Annotated in this window: 20 protein-coding genes and 2 pseudogenes; 1 reads left to right on the top strand and 21 read right to left on the bottom strand. The window is 59.1% G+C overall.

Annotated features, from left to right (window positions below):
- Positions 1-22: 22 nt before the first annotated feature.
- The 21 genes and pseudogenes from eno to rpsB form a co-directional block, all read right to left on the bottom strand.
- Positions 23-1,312, bottom strand: a complete 1,290-nt coding sequence (gene eno, locus I5961_RS05690) for a phosphopyruvate hydratase (RefSeq protein ID WP_085697340.1) — start codon at positions 1,310-1,312, stop codon at positions 23-25.
- A gap of 156 nt (positions 1,313-1,468) precedes the next feature.
- The gene (gene kdsA / locus I5961_RS05685) at positions 1,469-2,314 is read right to left on the bottom strand and encodes a 3-deoxy-8-phosphooctulonate synthase (protein ID WP_085697339.1); all 846 of its coding nucleotides are present in this window, start codon (positions 2,312-2,314) and stop codon (positions 1,469-1,471) included.
- Positions 2,315-2,319: 5 nt separating this feature from the next.
- A complete protein-coding gene (locus I5961_RS05680; RefSeq protein ID WP_085697338.1) occupies positions 2,320-3,951 on the bottom strand; it encodes a CTP synthase in 1,632 nt (543 codons plus the stop codon).
- Positions 3,952-4,225: 274 nt separating this feature from the next.
- Positions 4,226-5,554 (bottom strand): tRNA lysidine(34) synthetase TilS, encoded by a 1,329-nt coding sequence (gene tilS / locus I5961_RS05675; protein ID WP_227234589.1) that lies wholly within the window; start codon positions 5,552-5,554, stop codon positions 4,226-4,228.
- Between the two features lie 147 nt (positions 5,555-5,701).
- Positions 5,702-6,649, bottom strand: a complete 948-nt coding sequence (locus I5961_RS05670) for an acetyl-CoA carboxylase carboxyltransferase subunit alpha (RefSeq protein ID WP_064379018.1) — start codon at positions 6,647-6,649, stop codon at positions 5,702-5,704.
- Positions 6,650-6,788: 139 nt separating this feature from the next.
- A complete protein-coding gene (dnaE, locus tag I5961_RS05665; RefSeq protein ID WP_085702588.1) occupies positions 6,789-10,310 on the bottom strand; it encodes a DNA polymerase III subunit alpha in 3,522 nt (1,173 codons plus the stop codon).
- A 76-nt stretch (positions 10,311-10,386) separates the two neighbouring features.
- On the bottom strand, positions 10,387-11,013 hold the full coding sequence (gene rnhB, locus I5961_RS05660) for a ribonuclease HII (protein WP_139832574.1): 627 nt from the start codon (positions 11,011-11,013) through the stop codon (positions 10,387-10,389).
- An 11-nt stretch (positions 11,014-11,024) separates the two neighbouring features.
- Positions 11,025-12,155 (bottom strand): lipid-A-disaccharide synthase, encoded by a 1,131-nt coding sequence (gene lpxB, locus I5961_RS05655; RefSeq protein WP_085697334.1) that lies wholly within the window; start codon positions 12,153-12,155, stop codon positions 11,025-11,027.
- A gap of 2 nt (positions 12,156-12,157) precedes the next feature.
- On the bottom strand, positions 12,158-12,934 hold the full coding sequence (gene lpxA / locus I5961_RS05650; RefSeq protein WP_085697333.1) for an acyl-ACP--UDP-N-acetylglucosamine O-acyltransferase: 777 nt from the start codon (positions 12,932-12,934) through the stop codon (positions 12,158-12,160).
- Positions 12,931-13,371 (bottom strand): 3-hydroxyacyl-ACP dehydratase FabZ, encoded by a 441-nt coding sequence (fabZ, locus tag I5961_RS05645; RefSeq protein ID WP_003222142.1) that lies wholly within the window; start codon positions 13,369-13,371, stop codon positions 12,931-12,933. Before fabZ ends, lpxA begins: the two co-directional genes overlap by 4 nt.
- A gap of 105 nt (positions 13,372-13,476) precedes the next feature.
- Positions 13,477-14,531 (bottom strand): annotated as a pseudogene (lpxD, locus tag I5961_RS05640) (UDP-3-O-(3-hydroxymyristoyl)glucosamine N-acyltransferase).
- 3 nt (positions 14,532-14,534) lie between these two features.
- A complete protein-coding gene (locus tag I5961_RS05635) occupies positions 14,535-15,038 on the bottom strand; it encodes an OmpH family outer membrane protein (protein ID WP_003222140.1) in 504 nt (167 codons plus the stop codon).
- A 45-nt stretch (positions 15,039-15,083) separates the two neighbouring features.
- Positions 15,084-17,459, bottom strand: coding sequence for an outer membrane protein assembly factor BamA (bamA, locus tag I5961_RS05630; RefSeq protein WP_227234587.1), 2,376 nt, complete (start codon positions 17,457-17,459; stop codon positions 15,084-15,086).
- 74 nt (positions 17,460-17,533) lie between these two features.
- Positions 17,534-18,885, bottom strand: a pseudogene (gene rseP, locus I5961_RS05625) (sigma E protease regulator RseP).
- A 53-nt stretch (positions 18,886-18,938) separates the two neighbouring features.
- On the bottom strand, positions 18,939-20,129 hold the full coding sequence (gene ispC, locus I5961_RS05620) for a 1-deoxy-D-xylulose-5-phosphate reductoisomerase (protein WP_085702584.1): 1,191 nt from the start codon (positions 20,127-20,129) through the stop codon (positions 18,939-18,941).
- Positions 20,126-20,932, bottom strand: coding sequence for a phosphatidate cytidylyltransferase (locus I5961_RS05615; protein WP_007954781.1), 807 nt, complete (start codon positions 20,930-20,932; stop codon positions 20,126-20,128). Before I5961_RS05615 ends, ispC begins: the two co-directional genes overlap by 4 nt.
- Complete coding sequence (gene uppS, locus I5961_RS05610; protein ID WP_085697328.1) at positions 20,932-21,687, bottom strand: polyprenyl diphosphate synthase; 756 nt, start codon at positions 21,685-21,687, stop codon at positions 20,932-20,934. The genes I5961_RS05615 and uppS overlap by 1 nt, the downstream gene beginning before the upstream one ends.
- A 14-nt stretch (positions 21,688-21,701) precedes the next feature.
- The gene (gene frr / locus I5961_RS05605; protein ID WP_065259188.1) at positions 21,702-22,259 is read right to left on the bottom strand and encodes a ribosome recycling factor; all 558 of its coding nucleotides are present in this window, start codon (positions 22,257-22,259) and stop codon (positions 21,702-21,704) included.
- Positions 22,256-22,999: a UMP kinase gene (gene pyrH, locus I5961_RS05600; protein WP_011332683.1), complete on the bottom strand. Its 744-nt coding sequence runs from the start codon at positions 22,997-22,999 to the stop codon at positions 22,256-22,258. The genes frr and pyrH overlap by 4 nt, the downstream gene beginning before the upstream one ends.
- Before the next feature lie 210 nt (positions 23,000-23,209).
- Positions 23,210-24,073, bottom strand: a complete 864-nt coding sequence (gene tsf, locus I5961_RS05595) for a translation elongation factor Ts (RefSeq protein ID WP_085688730.1) — start codon at positions 24,071-24,073, stop codon at positions 23,210-23,212.
- Between the two features lie 190 nt (positions 24,074-24,263).
- Entirely contained in the window at positions 24,264-25,001 is a 738-nt protein-coding gene (gene rpsB, locus I5961_RS05590; RefSeq protein WP_008052780.1) for a 30S ribosomal protein S2, read from the bottom strand.
- Between the two features lie 374 nt (positions 25,002-25,375).
- Here rpsB and map point away from each other — a divergent pair, with 374 nt between their 5' ends.
- Entirely contained in the window at positions 25,376-26,158 is a 783-nt protein-coding gene (gene map / locus I5961_RS05585; protein WP_039769663.1) for a type I methionyl aminopeptidase, read from the top strand.
- The last annotated feature ends 38 nt before the right edge of the window (positions 26,159-26,196 follow it).

Here is a 26,196-nt window from a genome sequence, read left to right as displayed (position 1 = left end):
GTGTCTTTCTATCATTTACTGCTCAGCCGCGAAACTCGCTGCGACCGTTGTACTTGGCCTTGCCATTCAACTGCTCTTCGATACGCAGCAGTTGGTTGTACTTGGAAACGCGGTCGGAACGGCACAGAGAGCCGGTCTTGATCTGGCCAGCCGAAGTACCCACGGCCAGGTCGGCGATGGTCGAATCTTCGGTTTCGCCCGAACGGTGCGAGATCACGGCGGTGTAACCGGCAGCCTTGGCCATCTGGATGGCTTCCAGGGTTTCGGTCAGGGTGCCGATCTGGTTGAACTTGATCAGGATCGAGTTGGCGATCTTCTTGTCGATGCCTTCTTTCAGGATCTTGGTGTTGGTCACGAACAGGTCGTCGCCAACCAGTTGGGTCTTGGCGCCGATCTTGTCGGTGAGGATCTTCCAGCCAGCCCAATCGGACTCGTCCAGACCGTCTTCGATCGAGATGATCGGGTAACGTTCAGTCAGACCTTTGAGGTAGTCGGCGAAACCTTCAGCGGTGAACACCTGGCCTTCGCCGGACAGGTTGTACTTGCCGTCTTCGAAGAACTCGCTGGCCGCGCAGTCCAGCGCCAGAGTCACGTCGGTGCCCAGCTTGTAACCAGCGTTGGCAACGGCTTCGGAAATCACTTTCAGCGCGTCTTCGTTGGAAGCCAGGTTCGGCGCGAAACCGCCTTCGTCACCCACGGCAGTGCTCAGGCCACGGGCCTTCAGAACGGCTTTCAGGTGATGGAAAATCTCGGTGCCCATGCGCAGGCCTTCCGAGAAAGACTTGGCGCCGACCGGCTGAACCATGAATTCCTGGATGTCGACGTTGTTGTCGGCATGTTCGCCACCGTTGATGATGTTCATCATCGGAACCGGCATCGAGTAAACGCCCGGGGTGCCGTTCAGGTTGGCGATGTGAGCGTACAGCGGCAGGTCCTGATCCTGTGCAGCTGCCTTGGCCGCAGCCAGGGAGACGGCGAGGATGGCGTTGGCGCCCAGGGTCGCTTTGTTTTCAGTACCGTCCAGCTTGATCATCGCGTGATCCAGGGCTTTCTGGTCGCTTGGGTCGGTGCCCAGCAGCAGATCGCGGATCGGACCGTTGATGTTGGCTACCGCCTTGAGCACGCCCTTGCCCAGATAACGGCTCTTGTCGCCATCACGCAGCTCGAGTGCTTCACGCGAGCCAGTGGATGCACCGGACGGCGCGCAGGCGCTGCCGATGATGCCGTTGTCGAGAAGCACGTCCGCTTCCACGGTGGGATTGCCACGGGAGTCGAGAACTTCACGACCTTTGATGTCGACGATTTTTGCCATTGTTGTAAACACTCCAAAGTTGACGAAAACGACGCAGCTAGAGGAAATCTTTTTACCGTCGGCAAGTGTTGTGCAACGGGCAGCTTGCAGACGACAACGCTCATACCCGAGGGCATGAGCGACAAATCGTGCGGTACTTTACCGGAGAATTGAGGTTTACGCGGTTTCTACCGTCGGAAAACTCTTCACCAGTTCGTCCAGGGCTTTGAGCTGGGCCAGGAATGGCTCCAGTTTGTCCAGACGCAAGGCGCAAGGGCCGTCGCATTTGGCGTTGTCCGGATCCGGGTGCGCCTCGAGGAACAGGCCCGCCAGCGACTGGCTCATGCCAGCCTTGGCCAGGTCGGTGACCTGGGCGCGGCGACCGCCGGCGGAGTCGGAACGACCGCCCGGCATCTGCAGCGAATGGGTCACGTCGAAGAATACCGGGTACTCGAACTGCTTCATGATGCCGAAGCCGAGCATGTCGACCACGAGGTTGTTGTAGCCGAAGCTCGAACCGCGCTCGCAGAGGATCAACTGATCGTTACCCGCTTCCACGCACTTGTTCAGGATGTGTTTCATTTCCTGAGGCGCGAGGAACTGGGCTTTCTTGATGTTGATGACGGCATTGGTCTTGGCCATCGCGACAACCAGATCGGTCTGGCGCGACAGAAAGGCCGGCAGCTGGATGATGTCGCAGACCTCGGCGACGACTGCGGCCTGGTCAGGCTCGTGGACGTCGGTGATGATCGGCACGCCGAAGGCTTGTTTGATGTCCTGGAAGATGCGCATACCCTCTTCCAGGCCAGGACCGCGATAGGAGGTCACAGAAGAACGGTTGGCCTTGTCGAAACTGGCCTTGAACACGTAAGGGATACCGAGTTTTTCGGTGACCCTCACATACTCTTCGCAAACCTGCATGGCCATGTCACGGCTTTCCAGCACGTTCATGCCACCGAACAGCACCATGGGCTTGTCGTTGGCAATCTCGATGTCGCCGACGCGGATGATCTTCTGTGCCATCGGGGTTACGCCTTCTTCTGATGTTGAGCCAATGCTGCTTTGACGAAGCCGCTGAACAGCGGATGGCCATCGCGTGGCGTCGAGGTGAACTCTGGGTGGAACTGGCAAGCGACGAACCATGGATGATCCGGTGCTTCGACCACTTCAACCAGCGCGGCATCGGAAGAACGACCGGAAATCTTCAGGCCGGCCTCGATGATCTGCGGCAGCAGGTTGTTGTTCACTTCGTAACGGTGACGGTGACGCTCGACAATCACATCCTTGCCGTAGCAGTCGTGCACCTTGGAGCCGGGTTCGAGCAGGCATTCCTGAGCGCCGAGGCGCATGGTGCCGCCTAGGTCGGACGCTTCGGTACGCACTTCAACGGCGCCGGTGGCGTCTTCCCACTCGGTGATCAGACCGACAACCGGATGGCCGCTGGCGCGATCGAACTCGGTGGAGTTGGCATCTTTCCAGCCCAGCACGTTACGGGCGAACTCGATGACCGCCACTTGCATGCCAAGGCAGATACCCAGGTACGGAACCTTGTTTTCGCGAGCGTACTGAACGGCAGTGATCTTGCCTTCCACGCCACGCAGACCGAAGCCGCCCGGAACGAGAATCGCGTCGACGCCTTCCAGCAGCGCGGTGCCCTGGTTCTCGATGTCTTCGGAATCGATGTAGCGCAGGTTGACCTTGGTACGGTTGGTGATGCCGGCGTGACTCATCGCTTCGATCAGCGACTTGTAGGCGTCCAGCAGCTCCATGTACTTGCCGACCATCGCGATGGTGACTTCATGCTCTGGATTGAGCTTGGCATCGACGACCTTTTCCCACTCGGACAGGTCGGCGCCGTTGCATTGCAGGCCGAAACGCTCGACGACGAAATCGTCCAGACCCTGAGCGTGCAGCACGGCCGGGATCTTGTAGATGGTATCGACGTCTTCCAGGGAGATCACCGCACGTTCTTCAACGTTGGTGAACAACGCGATCTTGCGACGCGACGACACATCCACCGGATGGTCGGAACGGCAGATCAGCACGTCTGGCTGCAGACCGATCGAACGCAGCTCTTTTACCGAGTGCTGGGTTGGCTTGGTCTTGGTTTCGCCAGCGGTGGCGATGTACGGAACCAGGGTCAGGTGCATCAGCATCGCGCGCTTGGAACCGACTTCCACACGCAACTGGCGAATGGCTTCGAGGAACGGTTGCGATTCGATGTCGCCAACGGTACCGCCGATTTCCACCAGGGCCACGTCGGCATCGCCGGCACCCTTGATGATGCGACGCTTGATTTCGTCGGTGATGTGCGGAATCACCTGGATGGTTGCACCCAGGTAGTCACCACGGCGCTCTTTGCGCAGCACGTGCTCGTAGACACGGCCGGTGGTGAAGTTGTTGTTCTGGGTCATGGTCGTGCGGATGAACCGCTCGTAGTGGCCCAGGTCCAGGTCGGTCTCGGCGCCGTCGTGGGTGACGAACACTTCACCGTGCTGGAACGGGCTCATGGTGCCCGGGTCGACGTTGATGTACGGATCCAGCTTCAGCATGGTGACCTTAAGCCCCCGCGCCTCCAGGATGGCCGCCAATGAAGCCGATGCAATGCCTTTCCCCAAAGAAGAAACAACACCGCCCGTGACGAATATGTAGCGCGTCATGAAAAACCCTAGAAGTCTGCGTTAAAGCGGTCCGAGCCGCCGGGGAAAGCGAAGGAAGGCCGAAGCCCCCGATCACCTGCATTAATCACAGTGCACCTTTCAAAAAAACCGCCGCGTTGGGACAGACCGGAAGTGAAAACACCGGTACGTTGCTCGCTACACATTTTTTGGAATCGCCCAGCAAAGACTGCTTGGTAATCGGCAACTCCTGCAATTCAGGCGAATCCACAGAAGTTGTATCAAGAAGGGAGCGTAGTCTACCGGAATGCCCCCTTCATCTCAAACCTTGATCTTCGTCCGAAGGCTGCCAATGCAATCGCCAGCCTTGCAGCGCATTGCCGTCGAGCCCCGGCAGGTTCGCCACGGCGAGCAATTCTTCATCGCGAAACAGCAGCGGCAATCTGCCACGCACGAAACCCGGCACCGCGCGCTCATTGAGCAGGCGCTTGAGATCGCGATGACCGCGCCCTGCCAGATCCATCACCTCGCCGCCCTGACGGTAGCGGATTTGCAGCGGCCCCACGGGAGTCTGGCCGATAAACATGACATGCCCGTTATGGGGCAAGCGTAGCGCTGACGACAGGTCGTGCCAGCTGCCGCTGACCACCGGCGTACGCAACCATTGCCCGCTGAGCCACCACAGACGACCGACGCTTCGGTGTAGCTCGCCATCCGCCAGACGCCACACCGGAGCGGCATCGTTACCGGCATCGCGCAGGTCGATCCAACCCGACCAATGGTCGGTATCCGGCAGTCGGGTCAGCGGCTCAAGCCAGTGACTGAGAGCGTTTCGTTGGCGGGCATCGGACAAGCCCGCGATCGCCGCAAACTCCAGTGATGGCAATCCTGACCACTCGAAACCACCGGGCATGCTCGCTTGAGCCAGATCGATTTGCGCCAGCTCATCGAGCAAGCCTTGCGCCTCACGCAGATGCGCCGCACTGCGGGCCATGCTGGCGTGAGCCTGAGGCCAGCGACCAGCCAGCAGCGGCATGACCTGATGGCGCAGGTAGTTGCGCGAAAACTGTCGATCCTGATTAGACGGGTCCTGGACCCAGAGCAGGCCATGGTCCTGTGCATAGGCTTGCAGCTCTGAACGCGCGACGTCGAGCAACGGCCGAACCAGACTGCCCTGCCCCAGCGCTCGCGTGGCCGGCATTCCGGACAGCCCGCGCACACCGGCGCCACGCAGCAGGCGGAACAACAGCGTTTCGGCCTGATCGTCGCGGTGCTGGCCCGTCATCAAGACATCATTGATCCGAGTCGCCGAAGTGAATGCCGCATAACGAGCATCCCGCGCCGCACGCTCAAGGCTGGCGCCCTTTTGCACAGTCACGTGAACAATCTGCAATGGAATGCCCAAGGCATCACAGACAGCCTGGCAATGCGCCGGCCACGCATCGGCCGCGGCCTGAAGACCGTGATGAACATGGATTGCGCTTAGCGGCGGAAGGGATTCGGATTTGGCGAGAGTTGCCAGAAGGTGCAGCAGGACGGTGGAGTCGAGGCCGCCCGAGAAAGCGATACGCCAATGAGCCGCATCGAGCCAGGACGCGAGACTGCGCAGAAGCCTGGAAGGCAAATCAATCGAGGGCTGACCCATTTTTCTACCTTTTCACAAACCAAAAGTGGGAGCGGGCTTGCTCGCGAATGCGGTGAAACAGCCAACACAGTTGTTGAATGTTACATCGCATTCGCGGGCAAGCCCGCTCCCACAGTGTTTTGTATTGTCAGCCAAAATGGCGTTCGATCAGAGGCCGTAGCTCATCAGACGATCGTAACGACGCTTGAGCAGCGCTTCGTTGTCGAACTTCTTCAGCATGGCCAGTTGCGAGCTCAGCTCGGCGCGGATCGATGCGGCGGCCGCAGCCGGGTCGCGGTGAGCGCCGCCCAGAGGCTCGCTGATCACTTTGTCGACAATGCCCAGGCCTTTCAGACGCTCGGCGGTGATACCCATCGCTTCAGCAGCATCCGGCGCCTTCTCTGCGGTTTTCCACAGAATCGAAGCGCAACCTTCCGGCGAGATCACCGCGTAGGTCGAGTACTGCAGCATGTTCAACTGGTCGCACACGCCGATCGCCAGTGCGCCGCCCGAACCACCTTCACCAATCACGGTGGCGATGATCGGGGTTTTCAGACGAGCCATGACGCGCAGGTTCCAGGCGATCGCTTCGCTCTGGTTGCGCTCTTCGGCGTCGATCCCTGGGTAGGCGCCCGGGGTGTCGATGAAGGTCAGGATCGGCATCTTGAAACGCTCGGCCATTTCCATCAGGCGGCAAGCCTTGCGGTAGCCTTCCGGACGCGGCATGCCGAAGTTGCGGCGTACCTTTTCACGCACTTCACGGCCCTTCTGGTGACCGATCACCATCACTGGCTGGTCTTCCAGACGTGCCACGCCGCCCACAATGGCTGCGTCGTCGGAGAAGTGACGGTCACCGTGCAGTTCGTCGAACTCGGTGAAGATGTGGTCGATGTAGTCCAGGGTGTAAGGACGTTTCGGGTGACGCGCCAGACGTGCGATCTGCCAGCTGGTCAGCTTGCCGAAGATGTCTTCGGTCAGCGTCTTGCTCTTGTCCTGCAGGCGGGAGATCTCATCGCCGATATTCAGCGAATTGTCATTACCGACCAAGCGCAACTCTTCGATCTTGGCTTGCAGGTCGGCGATCGGCTGTTCGAAATCTAGAAAATTCGGGTTCATAGGCGTCCGTCTTGGGTCGTGTCCCAAATGAGCTTGGGCCGGCCGGTTGTCTATTCGCGCCCTACCTTAAGGGAGAGGCGCGCTGAGGTCGAGATTAAAAATTCAGGTTGTGGGCAGGCGCTTTGATTGCACCTGCCGGTCAACGGTATTGGAGGAAGACGTTGTCTCGCCCGAACTGGTCACGCAGGGCTTGAATCAAGGCATCCGCCGGGTCGATCCGCCAGGTCTCGCCAAACTGCAGCAAGGTCTTCGCATCGGGACTGGTGTATTCCATGGTGATCGGGCACGCCCCGCGATGACGCTTGAGCAAATCACCCAACCAGCGTAGCTGATCGCCTTTAAGATCCTGGGTCTGCAACTTCAGGCGCAGACTCTCGGCGAGGTTGGTGCGCGCATCTTCCATGCTCATCACCCGCTTGACCCGCAGCCGCAGGCCACCGGAGAAGTCATCGTTGCTGACCTCACCTTCGACCACCACCATCGCATCGGTCTGAAGCAGCGATTGCGCGGAGTGAAACGCATCGGCGAACAGCGACGCCTCGATCCGCCCGGAGCGGTCGTCGAGGGTGATGAAGCCCATCTTGTCGCCCTTTTTGTTCTTCATCACCCGCAGGGCAATGATCATCCCCGCCACGGTCTGGGTGTCGCGGGCCGGTTTCAGGTCGATGATGCGCTGACGGGCAAACCGGCGGATTTCACCTTCGTATTCGTCGATCGGATGGCCGGTCAGGTACAGGCCAAGAGTGTCCTTTTCACCCTTGAGGCGTTCCTTGAGGGTCAACTCCTTGGCCTTGCGATGCAGCGCGTAAACGTCTGCGTCTTCCTCGACGAACAACCCGCCAAACAGGTCGGCATGACCACTGTCTCGGGTGCGCGCAGTCTGTTCGGCCGACTTGATGGCTTCTTCCATCGCCGCCAGCAAGACCGCGCGATTGCGGTCGATATTGGCCTGATAAGCCTTTTGCTCGTCATGGAAGAACGGACCGAGGCGATCCAGCGCGCCGCTGCGGATCAGACCGTCCAGCGTGCGCTTGTTGATGCGTTTGAGGTCGACCCGGGCGCAGAAGTCGAACAGATCCTTGAACGGACCGGCCTGACGGGCCTCGGTGATCGCCTCCACCGGGCCTTCGCCGACGCCTTTGATTGCGCCCAGACCATACACGATGCGGCCTTCGTCGTTCACCGTGAACTTGAACTCCGAAGTGTTCACGTCCGGCGCGTCGAGCCGCAGCTTCATCGTGCGCACTTCCTCGATCAAGGTCACGACCTTGTCGGTGTTGTGCATATCCGCCGACAGTACCGCAGCCATGAACGGCGCCGGGTAGTGAGCCTTCAGCCAGGCAGTCTGGTACGACACAAGACCGTAGGCGGCGGAGTGGGATTTGTTGAAGCCGTAACCGGCGAATTTCTCTACCAGGTCGAAAATGTTACCGGCCAGATCCGCGTCGATGTTGTTCTTCGCGCAACCCTCGATGAAACCGCCGCGTTGCTTGGCCATTTCCTCAGGTTTCTTTTTACCCATCGCCCGACGCAGCATGTCCGCACCACCGAGGGTGTAACCGGCCATGACCTGGGCGATCTGCATCACCTGTTCCTGATACAGGATGATGCCGTACGTCGGCGCCAGCACCGGTTGCAGGCCTTCGTACTGGTAATCCGGGTGTGGGTACGCCAGTTCCGCGCGACCGTGCTTACGGTTGATGAAGTCATCCACCATGCCCGATTGCAGCGGGCCCGGACGGAACAGGGCCACCAGTGCGATCAGGTCTTCGAGGCAGTCGGGCTTGAGCTTTTTGATCAGCTCTTTCATGCCACGGGATTCAAGCTGGAACACCGCGGTGGTTTCAGCTTTTTGCAGCAGCTGATAAGTCGGCTTGTCATCGAGCGGGATAAACGCGATGTCCAGCGGTGGCTCGTTGACCTTGGCGCGGTCGCGGTTGATGGTCTTGAGCGCCCAGTCGATGATCGTCAGGGTCCGCAAGCCGAGGAAGTCGAACTTCACCAGACCCGCTGCCTCGACGTCGTCCTTGTCGAACTGGGTTACCAGACCGTCGCCGGCCTCGTCGCAATAGATCGGCGAGAAGTCGGTCAGTTTGGTCGGCGCGATCACCACACCACCGGCGTGCTTACCGACGTTACGCACCACACCTTCGAGCTTGCGTGCCATTTCCCAGATTTCCGCCGCTTCTTCATCGACCTTGATGAAGTCGCGCAGGATTTCTTCCTGTTCGTAGGCCTTTTCCAGGGTCATGCCGACTTCGAACGGAATCATCTTCGACAGGCGATCCGCCAGGCCGAACGACTTGCCCTGGGCCCGCGCAACGTCGCGGACCACAGCCTTCGCCGCCATGGAACCGAAAGTGATGATCTGGCTTACAGCATTGCGACCGTATTTTTCGGCCACGTAATCGATCACCCGGTCGCGACCATCCATGCAGAAGTCGACGTCGAAGTCGGGCATCGATACCCGTTCCGGGTTGAGGAAGCGTTCGAACAGCAGGTCATATTCCAACGGGTCGAGGTCGGTGATCTTTTGTACATAGGCCACCAGCGATCCGGCACCCGACCCCCGGCCCGGCCCCACCGGCACGCCGTTGTTCTTGGCCCACTGGATAAAGTCCATCACGATCAGGAAATAACCGGGGAACCCCATCTGAATGATGATATCCAGCTCGAAATTCAGCCGGTCGACGTAGACCTGACGCTTGGCCTCGTAATCTTCGGTGGTGTCCTTGGGCAGCAGCACGCTGAGGCGCTCTTCCAGACCATCGAACGACACCTTGCGGAAATACTCGTCGATGGTCATGCCATCGGGGATCGGGTAGTCAGGCAGGAAGTGCTTGCCCAGCTTCACGTCGATGTTGCAGCGCTTGGCGATCTCGACGGTGTTTTCCACCGCATCCGGCAGGTCGCTGAACAGCTCGGCCATTTCCTCGGCGCTTTTCAGATACTGCTGGTCGCTGTAGTTCTTTGAACGGCGCGGATCGTCGAGGGCCCGGCCTTCGCCGATGCAGACGCGGGTTTCGTGAGCCTCGAAATCCTCCTGCTTGATGAACCGCACATCGTTGGTGGCGACCAGCGGAGCACCGAGCTTGTCGGCCAGGGCGACGGCGCCGTGCAGCTGTTCTTCATCGTTCGGACGGTTGGTGCGCTGGACTTCCAGATAAAAACGATCCGGGAACACCGCCATCCATTCGCGCGTCAGGGTTTCGGCCTCGGCGGGATTGCCGCCGATCATGGCCATGCCGATCTCGCCCTCTTTGGCGGCGGACAGCATGATCAGGCCTTCGTTGGCCTCGGCGACCCATTCGCGCTCGATGATGATCATGCCGTTGCGCTGACCTTCGATGAAGCCACGGGAAATCAGCTCGGTCAGGTTGCGATAGCCCTGGGCATTCATGACCAGCAGGCTGATGCGGCTCAGCGGACCATCGGGGTCCTTGTTCGACAGCCACAGGTCGGCGCCGCAGATCGGCTTGATCCCGGCGCCCATGGTGTTTTTATAGAACTTGACCAGCGAACACATGTTGTTCTGATCGGTCACCGCAACGGCCGGCATGCCCATGCTGGTCAAGGCCTTGACCAGCGGTTTGATCCGCACCAGCCCGTCGACCAGGGAGTATTCAGTGTGCAGGCGTAGATGAACGAATGAAGCCGGCATAGTGATCCTGTCCAGTTACATAGAGACAACAAGGCCCGGATTGTACCGGGCCTCGAATAAAACATCAGCCTCGCCGCTAAACCGGCGTCAGGCCTTCCAGCGCTTCATAAGCCTGCCGAACCGGGGCAAAAGAACGCCGATGAATCGGCGTCGGCCCCAAACGCACCAGCGCTTCCAGATGAACGGGCGTCGGGTAACCTTTGTGGCCACCGATGCCGTAACCCGGATAGATCAATTCGAACGCCGTCATCTCGCGATCGCGGCTGACCTTGGCCAGAATCGAGGCCGCGGCGATGGCCGGGACCTTGCTGTCGCCCTTGACCACCGCTTCGGAACGCATCGGCAGTTTCGGGCAGCGATTGCCATCGATCATCGCCAGTTTCGGCTGGATGTGCAGGCCGGCGACCGCGCGCTGCATGGCCAGCATGGTGGCATGAAGGATGTTCAGTTCGTCGATCTCTTCGACTTCGGCGCGGGCGATGCACCAGCTCAAAGCCTTCTCGCAGATTTCGTCGTAGAGCTTTTCGCGCTTGGCTTCGGTGAGTTTTTTCGAGTCGTTGAGACCGAGAATCGGGCGGTTCGGGTCGAGGATCACCGCCGCCGTGACGACCGCACCGCACAACGGGCCGCGACCGACTTCATCGACACCGGCCACCAGTTCTTCGACTTCGGCGACCAAGGTGAAATCCAGGCCCATCTGCATGCTTGTCTTGCTCATCGTGTTTGCCCGATCAGGTTCAGAACGGCGTCAGCCGCCTGATTGGAAGCGTCCAGGCGCAGAGTGCGATGGATCTCGTCGAAGCCACGAGTCTGCTCTTCGCCACCGTCGATCAACGGCGACAGGGTCTGGGCAAGCGCTTCGACCGTCGCATCATCCTGCAACAATTCCGGGACCAGCAATCGCTGAGCCAGCAGGTTCGGCAGGGACACGTACGGACTCTTGACCATGCGTTTGAGAATCCAGAACGTCAGGGGTGCAAGCCGGTAGGCCACGACCATCGGACGCTTGTACAGCAGCGCTTCCAGGGTTGCCGTACCCGACGCGATCAGTACCGCATTGCAAGCTGCCAGGGCCAGATGGGATTTGCCATCGAGCAGGGTCACCGGCAGATCGCGACCGGCCAGCAGCTCTTCGAGCTGGGCACGACGCTCGGGGTTGGCGCACGGTATGACGAAACGCACGCCGGGACGCATGGCACGCAGACGTTGGGCGGTATCGAGGAACAGCGCACCCAGACGACTGACTTCGCCGCCCCGGCTGCCGGGCATCAAAGCCACCAGCGGACCGTCCGGCAGACCGAGTTCGGCACGCGCCGCACTGCGATCGGCCTCCAGTGGAATGGTGTCGGCCAGCGTATGGCCGACGAACCGCACCGGTACGCCCTTCTCTTCGTAGAATCTGGCTTCGAATGGCAGCAGCGTGAGCATCAGGTCGCAGCCTTCGCGGATCTTCAGGACCCGCTTCTGCCGCCATGCCCACACCGAAGGGCTGACGTAGTGCACGGTCTTGATCCCGGCCTGACGCAGCTTGAGTTCGATATTGAGGTTGAAGTCCGGCGCATCGATGCCGATGAATACATCCGGTTTTTCAGCGATAAGCGTCGCGATCAGGTCCTTGCGGCGCTTGAGCAGTTCACGCAGCCGCCCCAGGACTTCCACCAGCCCCATGACCGACAAACGCTCCATCGGAAAATAGGAGGTCAGGCCCTCGGCCTGCATCAACGGACCGCCGACACCGATGAACTCCACCGCAGGATGCTGTGCCTTGAGGGCGCGCATCAGCCCGGCGCCCAGAATGTCACCGGAAGCCTCCCCCGCCACCAGCGCAATACGCAGATTGGCCATGGTCAGCGGGTGATGCCGCGAGTCGACGACTGGATGGAGTCACGGAACATCGCGACTTCCGGGAACTGGGCAGAGGGTTCGGCCAGTTCGGCCAGCGCCTGTTCGACTGTCAGACCCTGGCGATACACCGTTTTGTATGCGCGGCGCAGAGCGTGAATGGCGTCTTCGCTGAAACCGCGACGGCGCATGCCCTCGAAGTTCATGCTGCGCGCTTCGGCCGGGTTGCCGAATACGGTGACGAACGCTGGTACATCCTTGCCGATCGCAGTGCCCATGCCGGAAAAGCTGTGGGCGCCGATATGGCAATACTGATGCACCAGGGTGAAACCGGACAGAATCGCCCAGTCAGCGACGTGCACATGGCCGGCCAGCGCGGTGTTGTTGACCAGGATGCAATGATTGCCGATGACGCTGTCATGGCCGATGTGGGCATAGGCCATGATCAGGTTGTGATCGCCCAGGGTCGTTTCGGACCGATCCTGAACGGTGCCACGGTGAATCGTCACGCCTTCGCGGATGACGTTGTGGTCACCAATCACCAGGCGGGTTTCTTCGCCCTTGTATTTCAGGTCCGGCGTGTCTTCGCCTACCGAGGAAAACTGGTAGATGCGGTTGTGCTTGCCGATACGGGTCGGACCTTTGAGGATCACGTGTGGCCCGATGACCGTTCCCTCGCCGATTTCCACACCTGCACCGATGATCGACCACGGGCCGACCTCGACGCCATCAGCCAGGACGGCCGACGGATCGATGATTGCGCGAGGGTCAATCAAACTCATAGCTTGCGTTCCGCACAGATGATTTCAGCCGAGCAGACCGGCTTGCCATCGACCGAAGCCTGGCATTCGAACTTCCAGATCTGACGCTTGCAACTGATGAACTTGGCTTCGAGGATCAACTGATCGCCCGGCAGCACTGGCTGGCGGAAGCGCAGTTTGTCGGAACCGACGAAGTAGTAGAGGGTGCCGTCGGCGGGTTTCACGTCAAGCATCTTGAAACCAAGGATCCCGGCAGCCTGAGCCATGGCTTCGATGATCAGCACGCCCGGCATGATCGGGTGCGCAGGGAAGTGACCATTGAAGAACGGTTCGTTGATGCTGACATTCTTGTAGGCGCGAATGCGCTTGCCTTCCGTATCCAGCTCCACTACCCGGTCCACCAGCAGGAACGGGTAACGGTGAGGCAGGTATTCGCGAATCTCGTTGATGTCCATCATTTCGGGGGAAGCCTATGTAAAGATTGGGAGCGCGACTGACGCGCACTCCTCTAGCAAATCAAGGAGGCAGTCCAGAGGCTGTGCACACTTGATATGGAAATGGTATCAGCCTTCAGATGAAGCATTACCGTCAGGGGTCACTTCCCCGGACCGCTTTTCCAGCTGTTTCAAACGTCGCGCGATGTCATCGAGCTGACGAATACGGGCCGCGCTTTTGCGCCATTCGGCCGCAGGTTGCATAGCTGTGCCGGAAGAGTAGGCACCCGGCTCGGTAATCGAGTGGGTCACCATGGTCATTCCGGTCAGGAATACGTTGTCGCAAATATCGATGTGCCCTACCAGGCCAACCCCCCGGCGAGCATGCAGTGCTTGCCGATCTTGGTGCTGCCGGAAATCCCCACGCACGCGGCCATGGCGGTGTGGTCACCGACCTGCACGTTGTGGGCGATCTGAATCTGGTTGTCGAGCTTCACACCATTGCCGATCACGGTATCGGCCAGTGCGCCGCGGTCGATGGCGGTATTCACGCCGATCTCCACATCGTCACCGATGGTCACGCCACCGATCTGGGCGATTTTCTGCCAGATGCCCTTCTCGTTGGCAAAGCCGAAGCCTTCACCGCCGAGCACGGCACCGGACTGGATCACCACCCGCTTGCCGATCCGCACATCGTGATACAGCGTGACCCGCGGTGCCAGCCAGCCGCCCTCACCGATTTCACTGCGGGCACCGACGACGCAATGCGCACCGAGCGTTACGTCTGCGCCGATTCGCGCACCGGACTCGATCACCACGAAGGGACCGATACTGGCGCTCGGATCGACCACGGCATCCTCGGCAATCACCGCCGTCGGATGAACGCCGGCAGTTGCCTTGGGCTTCGGATCGAACAAATGGGAAATGCGTGCGTAAGCCAGATAAGGATCCGGCACCACCAGCGCATCACCGGCATAACTTTCGGCGTCGGCAGCCTTGAGCAACAGGGCCGCAGCTTGCGAGTTAGCCAGGTATTTACGGTATTGGGGGTTTGCCAGAAAGCTCAACTGAGCTGGGCCAGCCTCCTGCAAGGTGGCTAGCCCAGTAATTTGCTTCTCGGGGTCGCCAGTCAGGGTAGCGCCGAGGAGCTCGGCCAACTGGCCGAGCTTGATGGTCACGGTCATGGGTTACTTCAGCTGATTCATGCGCTCGATAACCTGGCGCGTGATGTCGTACTGAGGTTTGACATCGATGACTGCGCCACGCTCGAACACCAGGTCAAAACCACCTTTCTTGATGACTTCTTCCACTGCGCTATCCAGTTTCGGCTTCAGTTGCTTGAGCATTTCGCGGTCGGCAACAGCCTTGGCTTCGTTCAGTTCCTTGGACTGGAACTGGAAGTCACGGGCCTTTTGCTTGAACTCGAGCTCCAGACGCTCGCGCTCGCCTTGCTGCATCTTGTCGCCACCGGCCATCAGACGGTCCTGAATGCCCTTGGCGCTGCTCTCCAGGGTCTTGAGCTTGGTCAGTTGCGGACCGAATTTCTTCTCGGCATCCACGGCGTATTTCTTGGCCGCGTCGGATTCCAGCAGAGCCATCTGATAGTTCAGAACGGCGATTTTCATGTCGGCAAATGCCGGGCCTGCCACCAGTACGGAGGCCAGGAGAACCAATTGAGTCAACTTACGCACGATGCACTCCTACAAAATCCATTGTCGTTGTCTTGGGTCAGACGCTTAGAACGTCTGGCCGAGGGAGAATTGGAACACTTGAGTTTCAGCGTCATCCGGTTTCTTGATCGGCATCGCCAGTGCAAAACTCAGCGGGCCCAGTGCGGTGACCCAGGTTACGCCGACACCGACGGAACTGGCCATGTTGCTCAGACTGATGTCGTTGCATTGGGTGTTCGATTTCGTACCGTTGGCGTTCGTAGTATCGGAACACTTGGAGTCGAATACGTTACCGACATCCCAGAATACCGAAGTACGCAGGGAACGCTGATCCTTGACGAACGGCAGCGGGAACAGAACTTCAACACCGCCCTGGATCAGGACGTTACCACCGAACGGCAGCGGATCCTGGTCCGGGTCTCTCAGGGTGCCTGGGTTACTACCCGTACTTGGCGTGCTTCGCGGGCCAAGGGTGCTGTCTTTGAAACCACGGACCGAGTTGAAACCACCAGCATAGTAGTTTTCATAGAACGGCAAGCCGTCGGTCGAACCGTAACCGTCGCCATAACCCAGTTCGGTGTGTAGACGCAGGGTGTAGTTTTCGCTGATCGGCTGGAACAGCTGGCCACGGTAATCAAGTTTGTAGAACGACAGATCGCTGCCTGGAATGGTGGTTTCCAGCGTCAGGCTCTGGGAACGACCGCGAGTCGGCAGCACACCCTTGTTCAATGTGGATTCGGACCAGCCGGCCGAAGCCTTGAAGTTCAGGTACTTGTCGCCTTCCTTGTTAACGAAGTCGAAAATCTCGTCAACGGTGTAGGTACCGGTCTTGATCTCGTCCTGCTGAGCGGACAGACCGAAGGTCAGACGCGAAGTCTCGCTGATCGGGTAGCCCACGTTCACGCCGGCACCCAGGCTGTCTACCGCATAGCTCGCTACGTCGACGTCGAGGTCTTTGTAGTCGGTGGTGCGGTAGAACGCGTTGTAACCCAGGCTCACGCCATCGGCGGTCCAGTAGGGGTCAACGTAGCCGAAGTTGTAGCGGCTCTGGTATTCGCTGCGGGTCAGGCCCACGCTCACACGGTTACCAGTACCGAGGAAGTTGTTCTGGGTGATCGAACCACCGAGGATCAGACCGGCGCTCTGGGCGAAACCGACGCTGGCGGTGATCGAACCGGAAGCCTGTTCTTCAACGCTGTAGTTCACGTCAACCTGGTCGTCGACACTTGGCACGGCCGGGGTCTCAACGTTGACTTCTTTAAAGAAGCCCAGACGCTCCAGACGAGTCTTGGACTGGTCGATCAGGTAGGTCGAAGCCCAGCCACCTTCCATCTGACGCATTTCACGACGCAGCACCTCGTCCTCGGACTTGGTATTGCCACGGAAATTGATGCGGTTGACGTAGGCACGCTTGCCCGGATCGACAGCAAACAGGATATCGACGGTGTGATCTTCGTCGTGCGGTTGTGGCACGCCGTTGACGTTGGCGAAGGTGTAACCCTCGTTACCCAGACGACGGGTGATCAGTTCGGACGTGGTGGTCATCAGCTTGCGCGAGAACACCTGACCTTTCTGCACCAGCAAGAGCGACTTGACTTGGTCTTCAGGGACTTTCAGGTCACCGCTGAGTTTGACGTCACGAACGGTGTACTTTTCGCCTTCGTTAACGTTGACGGTGATGTAGACGTGCTTCTTGTCCGGGGTGATCGACACCTGGGTCGAAGCGATATCCATGTTGATATAGCCGCGGTCCAGGTAGTAGGAGCGCAGACGCTCCAGGTCACCGGACAGCTTTTCACGGGCGTACTTGTCGTCGTTCTTGAAGAACGACAGCCAGTTGGTGGTTTTCAGTTCGAACAGGTCGGTCAGGTCTTCCTCGGGGAAAACCGTGTTGCCTACCACGTTGATGTGCTGAATGGCTGCGACGGTGCCTTCGTTGATCTTCACTTTCAGACCGACACGGTTGCGCGGCTGCGAGACCACTTCTGTATCGACGGTAGCCGAGTAACGACCTTGCGCAACATATTGACGTTGCAGCTCGTTACGAACACCTTCGAGGGTCGCGCGCTGGAAGATTTCGCCTTCGGCCAGACCGGATTGTTTGAGGCCCTTCATCAGGTCTTCGGTGGAGATCGCCTTGTTGCCTTCGATCTCGATACTGGCGACCGAGGGACGCTCGACGACAGTGATCACCAGAACGTTGCCTTCGCGGCCCAGCTGGATATCTTGAAAGAAACCGGTTTTGAACAACGCACGAGTGGATTCCACCAGGCGACGATCATCCGCCTGCTCGCCGACGTTCAACGGCAAGGCACCAAAGACGCTACCCGCGGAGACCCGCTGGAGGCCATTGACGCGAATATCAGAGATAGTGAAGGACTCGGCGTGAACTTCGGCGATCATCAATACGGTGAGAACCGCAGTTAGCAGCAGACGTTTCATGAAGTCCTTTCTTATTCCAACTGGCAATAAACAAACTGCCGCAAAATGCGGCAGATTCGCAATTCAGCGAAGCGTTACAGTCGACCCAGATCGTTGACCAGAGCAAGCAACATCACTCCGACCACCAAGCTGATACCGATCTGTATCCCCCAACCTTGCACCCGATCCGACAAGGGACGACCACGCGCCCACTCGATCAGATAAAACAACAAATGCCCCCCATCCAGTACAGGAATGGGCAGCAAATTCAGAACCCCCAGGCTAATACTCAGATAAGCAAGGAAATTCAGGAAATCAGCGACGCCCGACTGGGCAGAAGCGCCCGCCACTTTAGCAATGGTTATCGGTCCACTCAAGTTTTTACCGAGAGCTCGCCGAAGAGCATTTTCTTCAGTGAATCCAGCGTCAGGACGCTCATGGTCCAGGTACGACGGGCACCCTCGCCAATCGCTGCCAAAGGCCCGTAACTGACCTCGCGGATCATCTCCGGCGGCCAGTCGACAGCCTTCACACCTGCCCCCAGGTAACCGCTTGGCGACTTTTTATCGCCACGCGCGGCCAGTGTCACAGGGACGTCGATTTGAACACCGTCACGCTCTACGCGCAGCACGATTTTGGTATCAGGACGCGTACGAACGGTGTCGACCACCTGTTGCCAGTCATCCAGCGCCTTGCCATCGAGCGTCAGCAGACGATCACCGGTTTTCAGTCCGGCCGCCTGGGCCGGGCCTTTCGGATCGAGTTCGGCCAGCACCGGCGGCAAGGCCGGGCGCCAAGGGCGAATACCGAGGGAGCGAATAGGATCCGGCTCATCAGCCCCCTTGAGCCATTTATCAAGTGCCAGCACCCGAGGCGAATCCGCCGTGGAACCCTGATCGCGCACCAGCAATTGCAGAGAACCGCTCTCCCCCAGTCGGCGCACCAATTGCAGGTTGACTGCAGCCCAGCCCGAGGTTGGTTCACCGTCGATCGCGACGATTTCCTGTCCCGCGCTCAGCCCGGCCGTTGCGGCGATGCTGCCCGGCTCCACCGAACCGATGACCGGGCGAATCTGTTCGCTGCCGAGCATGGCCAGCACCCAGAAGAACACCAGCGCGAGTAGAAAGTTGGCCACAGGGCCGGCCGCAACAATGGCGATGCGCTGACGAACAGACTTGCGATTGAATGACTGATGAAGCTGATCGGCCGGCACTTCGCCTTCGCGCTCATCGAGCATCTTGACGTAGCCACCCAGCGGAATGGCCGCAACCACAAATTCGGTGCCCTGCTTGTCATGCCAGCGCAACAGCGGCATGCCGAAGCCCACGGAAAAACGCAGAACCTTGACGCCACAGCGACGCGCGACCCAGAAATGGCCGAATTCGTGAAAGGTGACCAGCACACCCAGAGCGATCAGGGTGCCGGCAATCATATAGAGCGCGCTCATCTACTTTCTCCGCAATCCTGTCCAGTGCCGCGTGAAGCCATGTGTTGCAAGACCTATCGGTCGTGACGCTTCAACCACTGCCCGGCCAATGCCCTGGCAGTCGCGTCCGCGGTAAACACCGCATCGAGATCGTTCAACGCCACTACCGGCTCGAGATTCAAGACTTCCTCGATGATACTCGCGATTTCCAGATAGCGAACCCGTCCGTCGAGAAACGCGGCAACCGCCACTTCATTCGCCGCATTGAGCATGGCCGGGGCGCTGTTTCCAGCCTCGGCAGCCTGGCGCGCCAGACGCAGGCACGGAAAGCGCTCTTCGTCGGGAGCTTCGAAATCCAGGCGGGCAACAGCGAACAGATCCAGCGGCGCCACGCCCGAATCAATGCGCTCAGGCCAGGCCAGGGCGTTGGCAATCGGAGTGCGCATATCGGGGTTACCCAACTGCGCCAACACCGAACCGTCCACATAATCGACCAGCGAATGAATCACGCTCTGCGGATGAATCACCACCTCGACTTGCGAAGGCTTGGCATCGAACAACCAGCAGGCCTCGATCAACTCGAGCCCTTTGTTCATCATGCTGGCCGAATCCACCGAGATCTTGCGCCCCATCGACCAGTTCGGGTGCGCACACGCCTGATCGGGTGAAACATGCGCCAGCTCGGCCATCGGCGTCTGCCGGAAAGGGCCACCAGAGGCCGTCAGCAAAATCCGACGGACTCCAACGTTACTCAGCCCGCGAGCAAAGTCCTGCGGCATGCACTGAAAAATCGCGTTGTGCTCGCTGTCGATCGGCAACAGAACCGAACCGCTTTTGCGCACCGCCTGCATGAACAAGGCGCCGGACATGACCAGCGCTTCCTTGTTGGCCAGAAGAATTTTCTTGCCTGCCTCGACAGCCGCCAGAGTCGGGCGCAGACCGGCAGCACCGACGATGGCGGCCATGACGGCATCCACTTCCGGCGCGGCAGCGACCTGACACAGGCCTTCCTCACCGACCAGTACTTGCGTCGACAGGCCCGCCGCATGCAAATCGTCCTGAAGATTACGAGCAGCGCCGGCTTCCGGCACTACTGCATATTTCGGGAGATGGCGAACACACAGGGCAAACAGTTCGCTCAGGCGGGTAAAACCGCTCAGGGCGAAAGCCTGATAACGCTCCGGATGCCGGGCGATGACATCCAGGGTGCTCAGACCGATCGAACCGGTCGCACCCAGGACTGTAATCTGCTGCGGGCGACTCACGACGCCGCCATCCACAACAGCACCGCGAACACCGGTATCGCCGCCGTCAGACTGTCGATGCGGTCCAGCACGCCACCATGGCCAGGCAGCAGATTGCTGCTGTCCTTGATGCCGGACTGACGCTTGAACATGCTTTCGGTGAGGTCGCCCACCACCGAGATGAAGACAATCACCGCAGCACCGATCAAGCCCTTGAACAGTTGCGCTACCGTCCAGTCACGGAACAGCGCGACCAGGGTGGTGATGACCAGACTCAGCGCCAGACCGCCATACACGCCCTCCCAGCTTTTGCCGGGACTGACTTGTGGCGCCAGCTTGCGCTTGCCGAACGCGCGACCGGAGAAATACGCCCCGATGTCAGCGCCCCAGACCAGTACCATCACGGCCATGATCAGCCAGTTGCCGAGCGGGTATTGCTTGATCTGCACCAGCCCTTGCCAGGCGGGCAACAGAATCAGCAATCCGATCACCAGTTTGCTGGCGGCACTGGACCAGCGCTCGCTGGAACGCGGGTACGTCAGCACCAGCCATGTTGCCAGTGCCCACCAGATCACCGAAGCGCCCAGCACCCAGGGCGCCAGCCCCGGCAGGATGTACATGACGAACAGCATCAGCGCGACCACCGCGGCGTAGCCGACACGAAATGCCTGCGCAGTGAAGCCGGCCAGACGCGCCCATTCCCAGGCGCCCAGGCTCACGACCAGACCGATGAACAGGGCAAAACCGGAGCCTTCGAGCAGAAAAAATCCGCCCAGAGCGATCGGCAGCAGAATCAGTGCAGTGATGATGCGTTGTTTAAGCATTAAACCCGGGCTCCAGCTTCGACCTGCTCGCTCGTTTTACCGAAACGACGCTGGCGCGAAGCGAAATCGGCCAGCGCATTGCGCATGGCTTCGTGTTTGAAGTCCGGCCAGAACAGGTCGGAGAAATACAACTCGGCGTATGCCAACTGCCACAAGAGGAAGTTGCTGATGCGGTGCTCGCCGCCAGTACGAATGCACAAGTCTGGCAACGGCAGATCACCGGTGACCAGACAGGTCTGCAGCAGATCCGGCGTGATGTCTTCCGGCCGCAGATGACCGGCCTGAACCTCACGTGCCAGACGCTGCGCCGCTTGCGCGATATCCCACTGACCGCCGTAGTTGGCGGCTATCTGCAGAATGAATCGGTTGGCACCGGCAGTCATCGCTTCCGCTTCACGCATGGCGGCCTGAAGCTCCGGATGGAATCGCGTTCGGTCACCGATAATGCGCAGGCTGATGTTGTTGTCGTTCAGGCGCTTGGCCTCACGACGCAGCGCCTTGAAGAACAGATCCATCAAGGCGCTGACCTCATCGGCCGGGCGCTGCCAGTTTTCACTGGAGAAGGCGAACAGGGTGAGCACCTCGACCTTGGCCTCGGCACACACCTCGATCACCGCCCGCACAGCATCCACGCCCGCTTTATGCCCGGCAACACCCGGCATAAAGCGTTTTTTTGCCCAGCGATTATTGCCATCCATGATGATCGCGACATGGCGCGGCACCGCGGACGGCGCAGTCTGCTTGGTCTTGTCCATTAAAAACTCGACCCTTAAACGGCCATCAGGTCTTTTTCTTTTTCGTCAGTCGCCTTGGTGATCTGAGCTTCGAAGTCCTTGATCAGCTTGTCGATCTCGGCACTTGCACGACGCTCTTCGTCCTCGCTGATCTCCTTGTCCTTGGACAGTTTTTTCAGCTCTCCCATGGCGTCGCGACGAATGTTGCGTACCGCAACGCGAGCATCTTCGGCAGCGGCACGCGCCTGCTTGGTGAAGCCCTTGCGGGTTTCCTCGGTCAGTGGCGCCATCTTGATCAGCAGCAGCTCACCCAGGTTGGTCGGATTCAGGTTCAGACCGGCGCTGCCAATGGCCTTGTCGATTGCGCCGAGCATGTTGCGCTCGAACGGCACGACCTGCAGGGTCTGGTTGTCTTTCACGGTGACACTCGCAACACCGCTCAACGGGGTATCCGAACCGTAATAAGGCACCATCACGCTTCCCAGGATGCTTGGGTGGGCCTTGCCGGTACGGATCTGACCGAATGCATGGTTCAGCGACTCCAGCGACTTGTGCATGCGCGCCTGGGCGTCTTTCTTGATTTCGTTGATCATTGTTGGACTTCCTCGATCAGAGTGCCTTCAGCGCCACCATGCACGATGTTCAGCAGGGCGCCCGGCTTGTTCATGTTGAATACCCGCAGCGGCATCTTGTGATCGCGGCACAGGCAGATAGCCGTCAGATCCATTACACCCAGCTTGCGATCCAGTACTTCATCGTATGTCAGATGATCGAACTTCTCGGCATGCGGGTCTTTGAACGGATCAGCGGTGTACACGCCATCGACCTTGGTCGCCTTGAGCACGACGTCTGCGTCGATTTCAATGGCACGCAGGCAGGCTGCCGAATCCGTGGTAAAGAACGGATTGCCGGTACCGGCCGCGAAAATCACCACGTCTTTTGAGTTCAGGTGGCGCATGGCCTTGCGACGGTCATAGTGATCGGTCACACCGACCATGGAGATGGCCGACATCACGATGGCCGAGATATTGGCACGTTCCAGCGCGTCGCGCATGGCCAGAGCGTTCATCACAGTGGCCAGCATGCCCATGTGGTCGCCCGTGACCCGGTCCATGCCGGCCTTGCTCAGCGCTTCACCGCGGAACAGGTTGCCACCGCCGATCACCAGACCGACCTGAACGCCGATGCCGACCAGTTGGCCGACCTCCAGTGCCATGCGATCCAGCACTTTCGGATCGATCCCGAACTCTTCCGAGCCCATCAGGGCCTCGCCGCTAAGCTTGAGTAGAATGCGTTTATAGCGAGCCTGATAACCACTGCCCTGCTGAGCCATTGCGAATCTCTCCTGCGGCGTATTTTAAAAATTCTTTGCGAGCTGTTTACAGCTGGCGTTCACTCTAGCTTGGCGCTGCTTCAGCGCCATCGGAACATGGCTTTGTAAGTCAGTTCCAAGGGGAAACCAATAAAAATTGGTAACCCTATCTGAAAAGAGGCTGCGCGCGTGAGCGGGCAGCCTCTTTCGGGCGACAGTTGAAAAACCGTCTTACTGCTTGGCGGCAGCCACTTGAGCGGCAACTTCGGCAGCGAAGTCATCAACCGGCTTCTCGATGCCTTCGCCTACTTTGAAGTAAGTGAAGGAAACGATTTCAGCACCGGCTTTCTTGGCCAGCTCACCAACCTTGACTTCCGGGTTCATGACGAAAGCTTGCTCTTTCAGCGAGGCTTCGGCTTTGAACTTGGTAATACGACCGTTGATCATGTTCTCAACGATGTTTTCCGGCTTGCCAGCGATCTTGTCGGCATTCAGTTGCAGGAATACGTTCTTCTCGCGCTCGATGGCCTCGGCGGAGATTTCCGACGCGTCCAGGAACTCTGGGTTCGAAGCTGCAACGTGCATGGCGATATTCTTGGCCAGGTCGACGTCGCCGCCGTTCAGAACAACCACTGCACCAATCTTGTTGCCGTGCAGGTAAGCACCTACAACGTCACCCTCAACACGCGCCAGACGACGGATGTTGACGTTTTCGCCACACTTGGCAACCAGGGCTTCACGAGCAGCTTCACGCGAAGCGATCAGCGGAGCCGCGTCAGTCAGCTTCTGAGCGAACGCTTCTTCAAGGCTTTCGCTGACGAAGTTCTTGAAGTCGTCCTGCAGGGCCAGGAAGTCGGTCTGCGAGTTCACTTCCAGCAGAACGGCGGACTTGCCGTCAGCCTTGACGGCGATAGCGCCTTCAGCGGCAACGTTGCCGGCTTTCTTGGCAGCCTTGATCGCGCCCGAAGCACGCATGTCATCAATGGCTTTTTCGATGTCGCCGCCAGCCTTTTCCAGGGCTTTCTTGCAATCCATCATGCCTTCGCCGGTACGCTCGCGCAGTTCTTTGACCAACGCTGCAGTAATTGCTGCCATTTTCAAATTCCTCTTGGATAGGTTTTCAACCATTCCACCCGATCGAACGGGCGTTCAATTCTTCCCGAACCACCTTGTAGCCGCTGCACGTTACAGATGCTGTAGCTGCGCTGCCGACAAATGGTTTTCGAGGTGGCAAAAAGGGGGCCAAGCCCCCTTTTTGCTTACTGAGTCAACGCCAGGGCGTCAATTACTCAGCTGCAGCCTGAGTTTCTTCAGCTGCGAATTCTACAGTACCGCCAGCAACGTTGTTGCGACCGCGGATTACTGCGTCAGCCATCGAACCCATGTACAGCTGGATAGCGCGGATTGCGTCATCGTTGCCTGGGATGATGTAGTCAACGCCTTCAGGGCTGCTGTTTGTATCGACAACGCCGATGACCGGGATGCCCAGCTTGTTGGCTTCGGTGATCGCGATGCGCTCGTGGTCAACGTCGATCACGAACAGTGCGTCTGGCAGACCGCCCATGTCCTTGATGCCGCCCAGGGAGCGGTCCAGCTTCTCAAGATCGCGAGTGCGCATCAGCGCTTCTTTCTTGGTCAGCTTGGCGAAAGTACCGTCTTCGGCTTGTACTTCAAGGTCACGCAGACGCTTGATGGAAGCACGGATGGTCTTGAAGTTGGTCAGCATGCCGCCCAACCAGCGGTGATCGACGTACGGCGAGCCGCAACGTGCTGCTTCTTCAGCAACGATCTTGCCAGCGGAACGCTTGGTGCCGACGAACAGAATCTTGTTTTTGCCCTGGGCCAGACGCTCTACGAAAGTCAGAGCTTCGTTGAACATTGGCAGGGTTTTTTCAAGGTTGATGATGTGAATCTTGTTACGCGCGCCGAAAATGTACTTGCCCATTTTCGGATTCCAGTAACGGGTTTGGTGACCGAAGTGCACACCGGCCTTCAGCATATCGCGCATGTTGACTTGGGACATGATAGTTCCTTGATAAGTCGGGTTGGGCCTCCACGTATCCCAATGACCAACCATTGATCCGAGGATCAAAGGCACCCAGGCCATCGTGTCGACACGTGTGTGGGTTAATGCTCTCGGGGCTATCCCCGGAAAGCGGCGCATTTTATACCACAGGGACGGCGCAAACGGAACCCGGAATCTGCAATCCCGTCAGCGACATGCACGCCAGCCCCTTGGAATCGGGACAATGCGCCGCATTGTATAGAGAGAAGCGATGCACGCAGGCGCAGATTTGCGCCTTCGGTCTGTTAGAATCGCGTTTTTCGGGGCCGCAATATCAGCAGCCGCGCCCCTGTTCGTATCAGCAAGCGCCGCCGAGCGCAGAGAGAGCCTGTATGACCGTCACCCTCAAAACCCCCGAGGACATCGCTGGCATGCGTGTCGCCGGCAAACTGGCCGCCGATGTGCTGGAAATGATTGCCGAGCACGTCAAGCCGGGCGTGACCACCGATGAGCTGAACCAGATCTGCCACGACTATATCGTCAACGTGCAGCAGGCCATCCCTGCCCCGCTCAACTACAAGGGCTACCCGAAGTCGATCTGCACCTCGATCAACCACGTGGTCTGCCACGGCATCCCGAACGACAAACCGCTGAAAAACGGCGACACCCTGAACATCGACGTCACCGTGATTAAAGACGGTTACCACGGCGACACCAGCCGCATGTTCCACGTCGGCACCGTGCCGGTCTGGGCCGAGCGTCTGTCCCAGGTCACCCAGGAATGCATGTACAAGGCGATCGAAATCGTCAAACCCGGCTGCCGCCTCGGCGACATCGGCGAAATCATCCAGAAGCACGCGGAAAAGAACGGCTTCTCGGTGGTGCGTGAATTCTGTGGTCACGGCATCGGCAAGGTGTTCCATGAAGAACCGCAGATCCTGCACTACGGCCGTGCCGGCACCGGCATGGAACTGAAGGCCGGCATGACTTTCACCATCGAGCCGATGATCAACCAGGGCAAGGCCGACACCAAAGTACTGGGCGACGGCTGGACCGCGATCACCAAGGATCGCAAGCTGTCGGCGCAGTGGGAACACACTTTGCTTGTTACCGACACCGGCTATGAGATCTTCACCCTGCGCAGCGACGACACCATCCCGCGCATCTCGGCCTGATCCAGACACCGTTCCCAGCCTATAGAAGGAAAGCCAAT

It is taken from the genome of Pseudomonas sp. IAC-BECa141 (assembly GCF_020544405.1).
Taxonomy (GTDB): Bacteria; Pseudomonadota; Gammaproteobacteria; order Pseudomonadales; family Pseudomonadaceae; genus Aquipseudomonas.
Note: the sequence above shows the minus strand (reverse complement) of the source record. Positions and strands in the feature narration are given on the sequence as shown.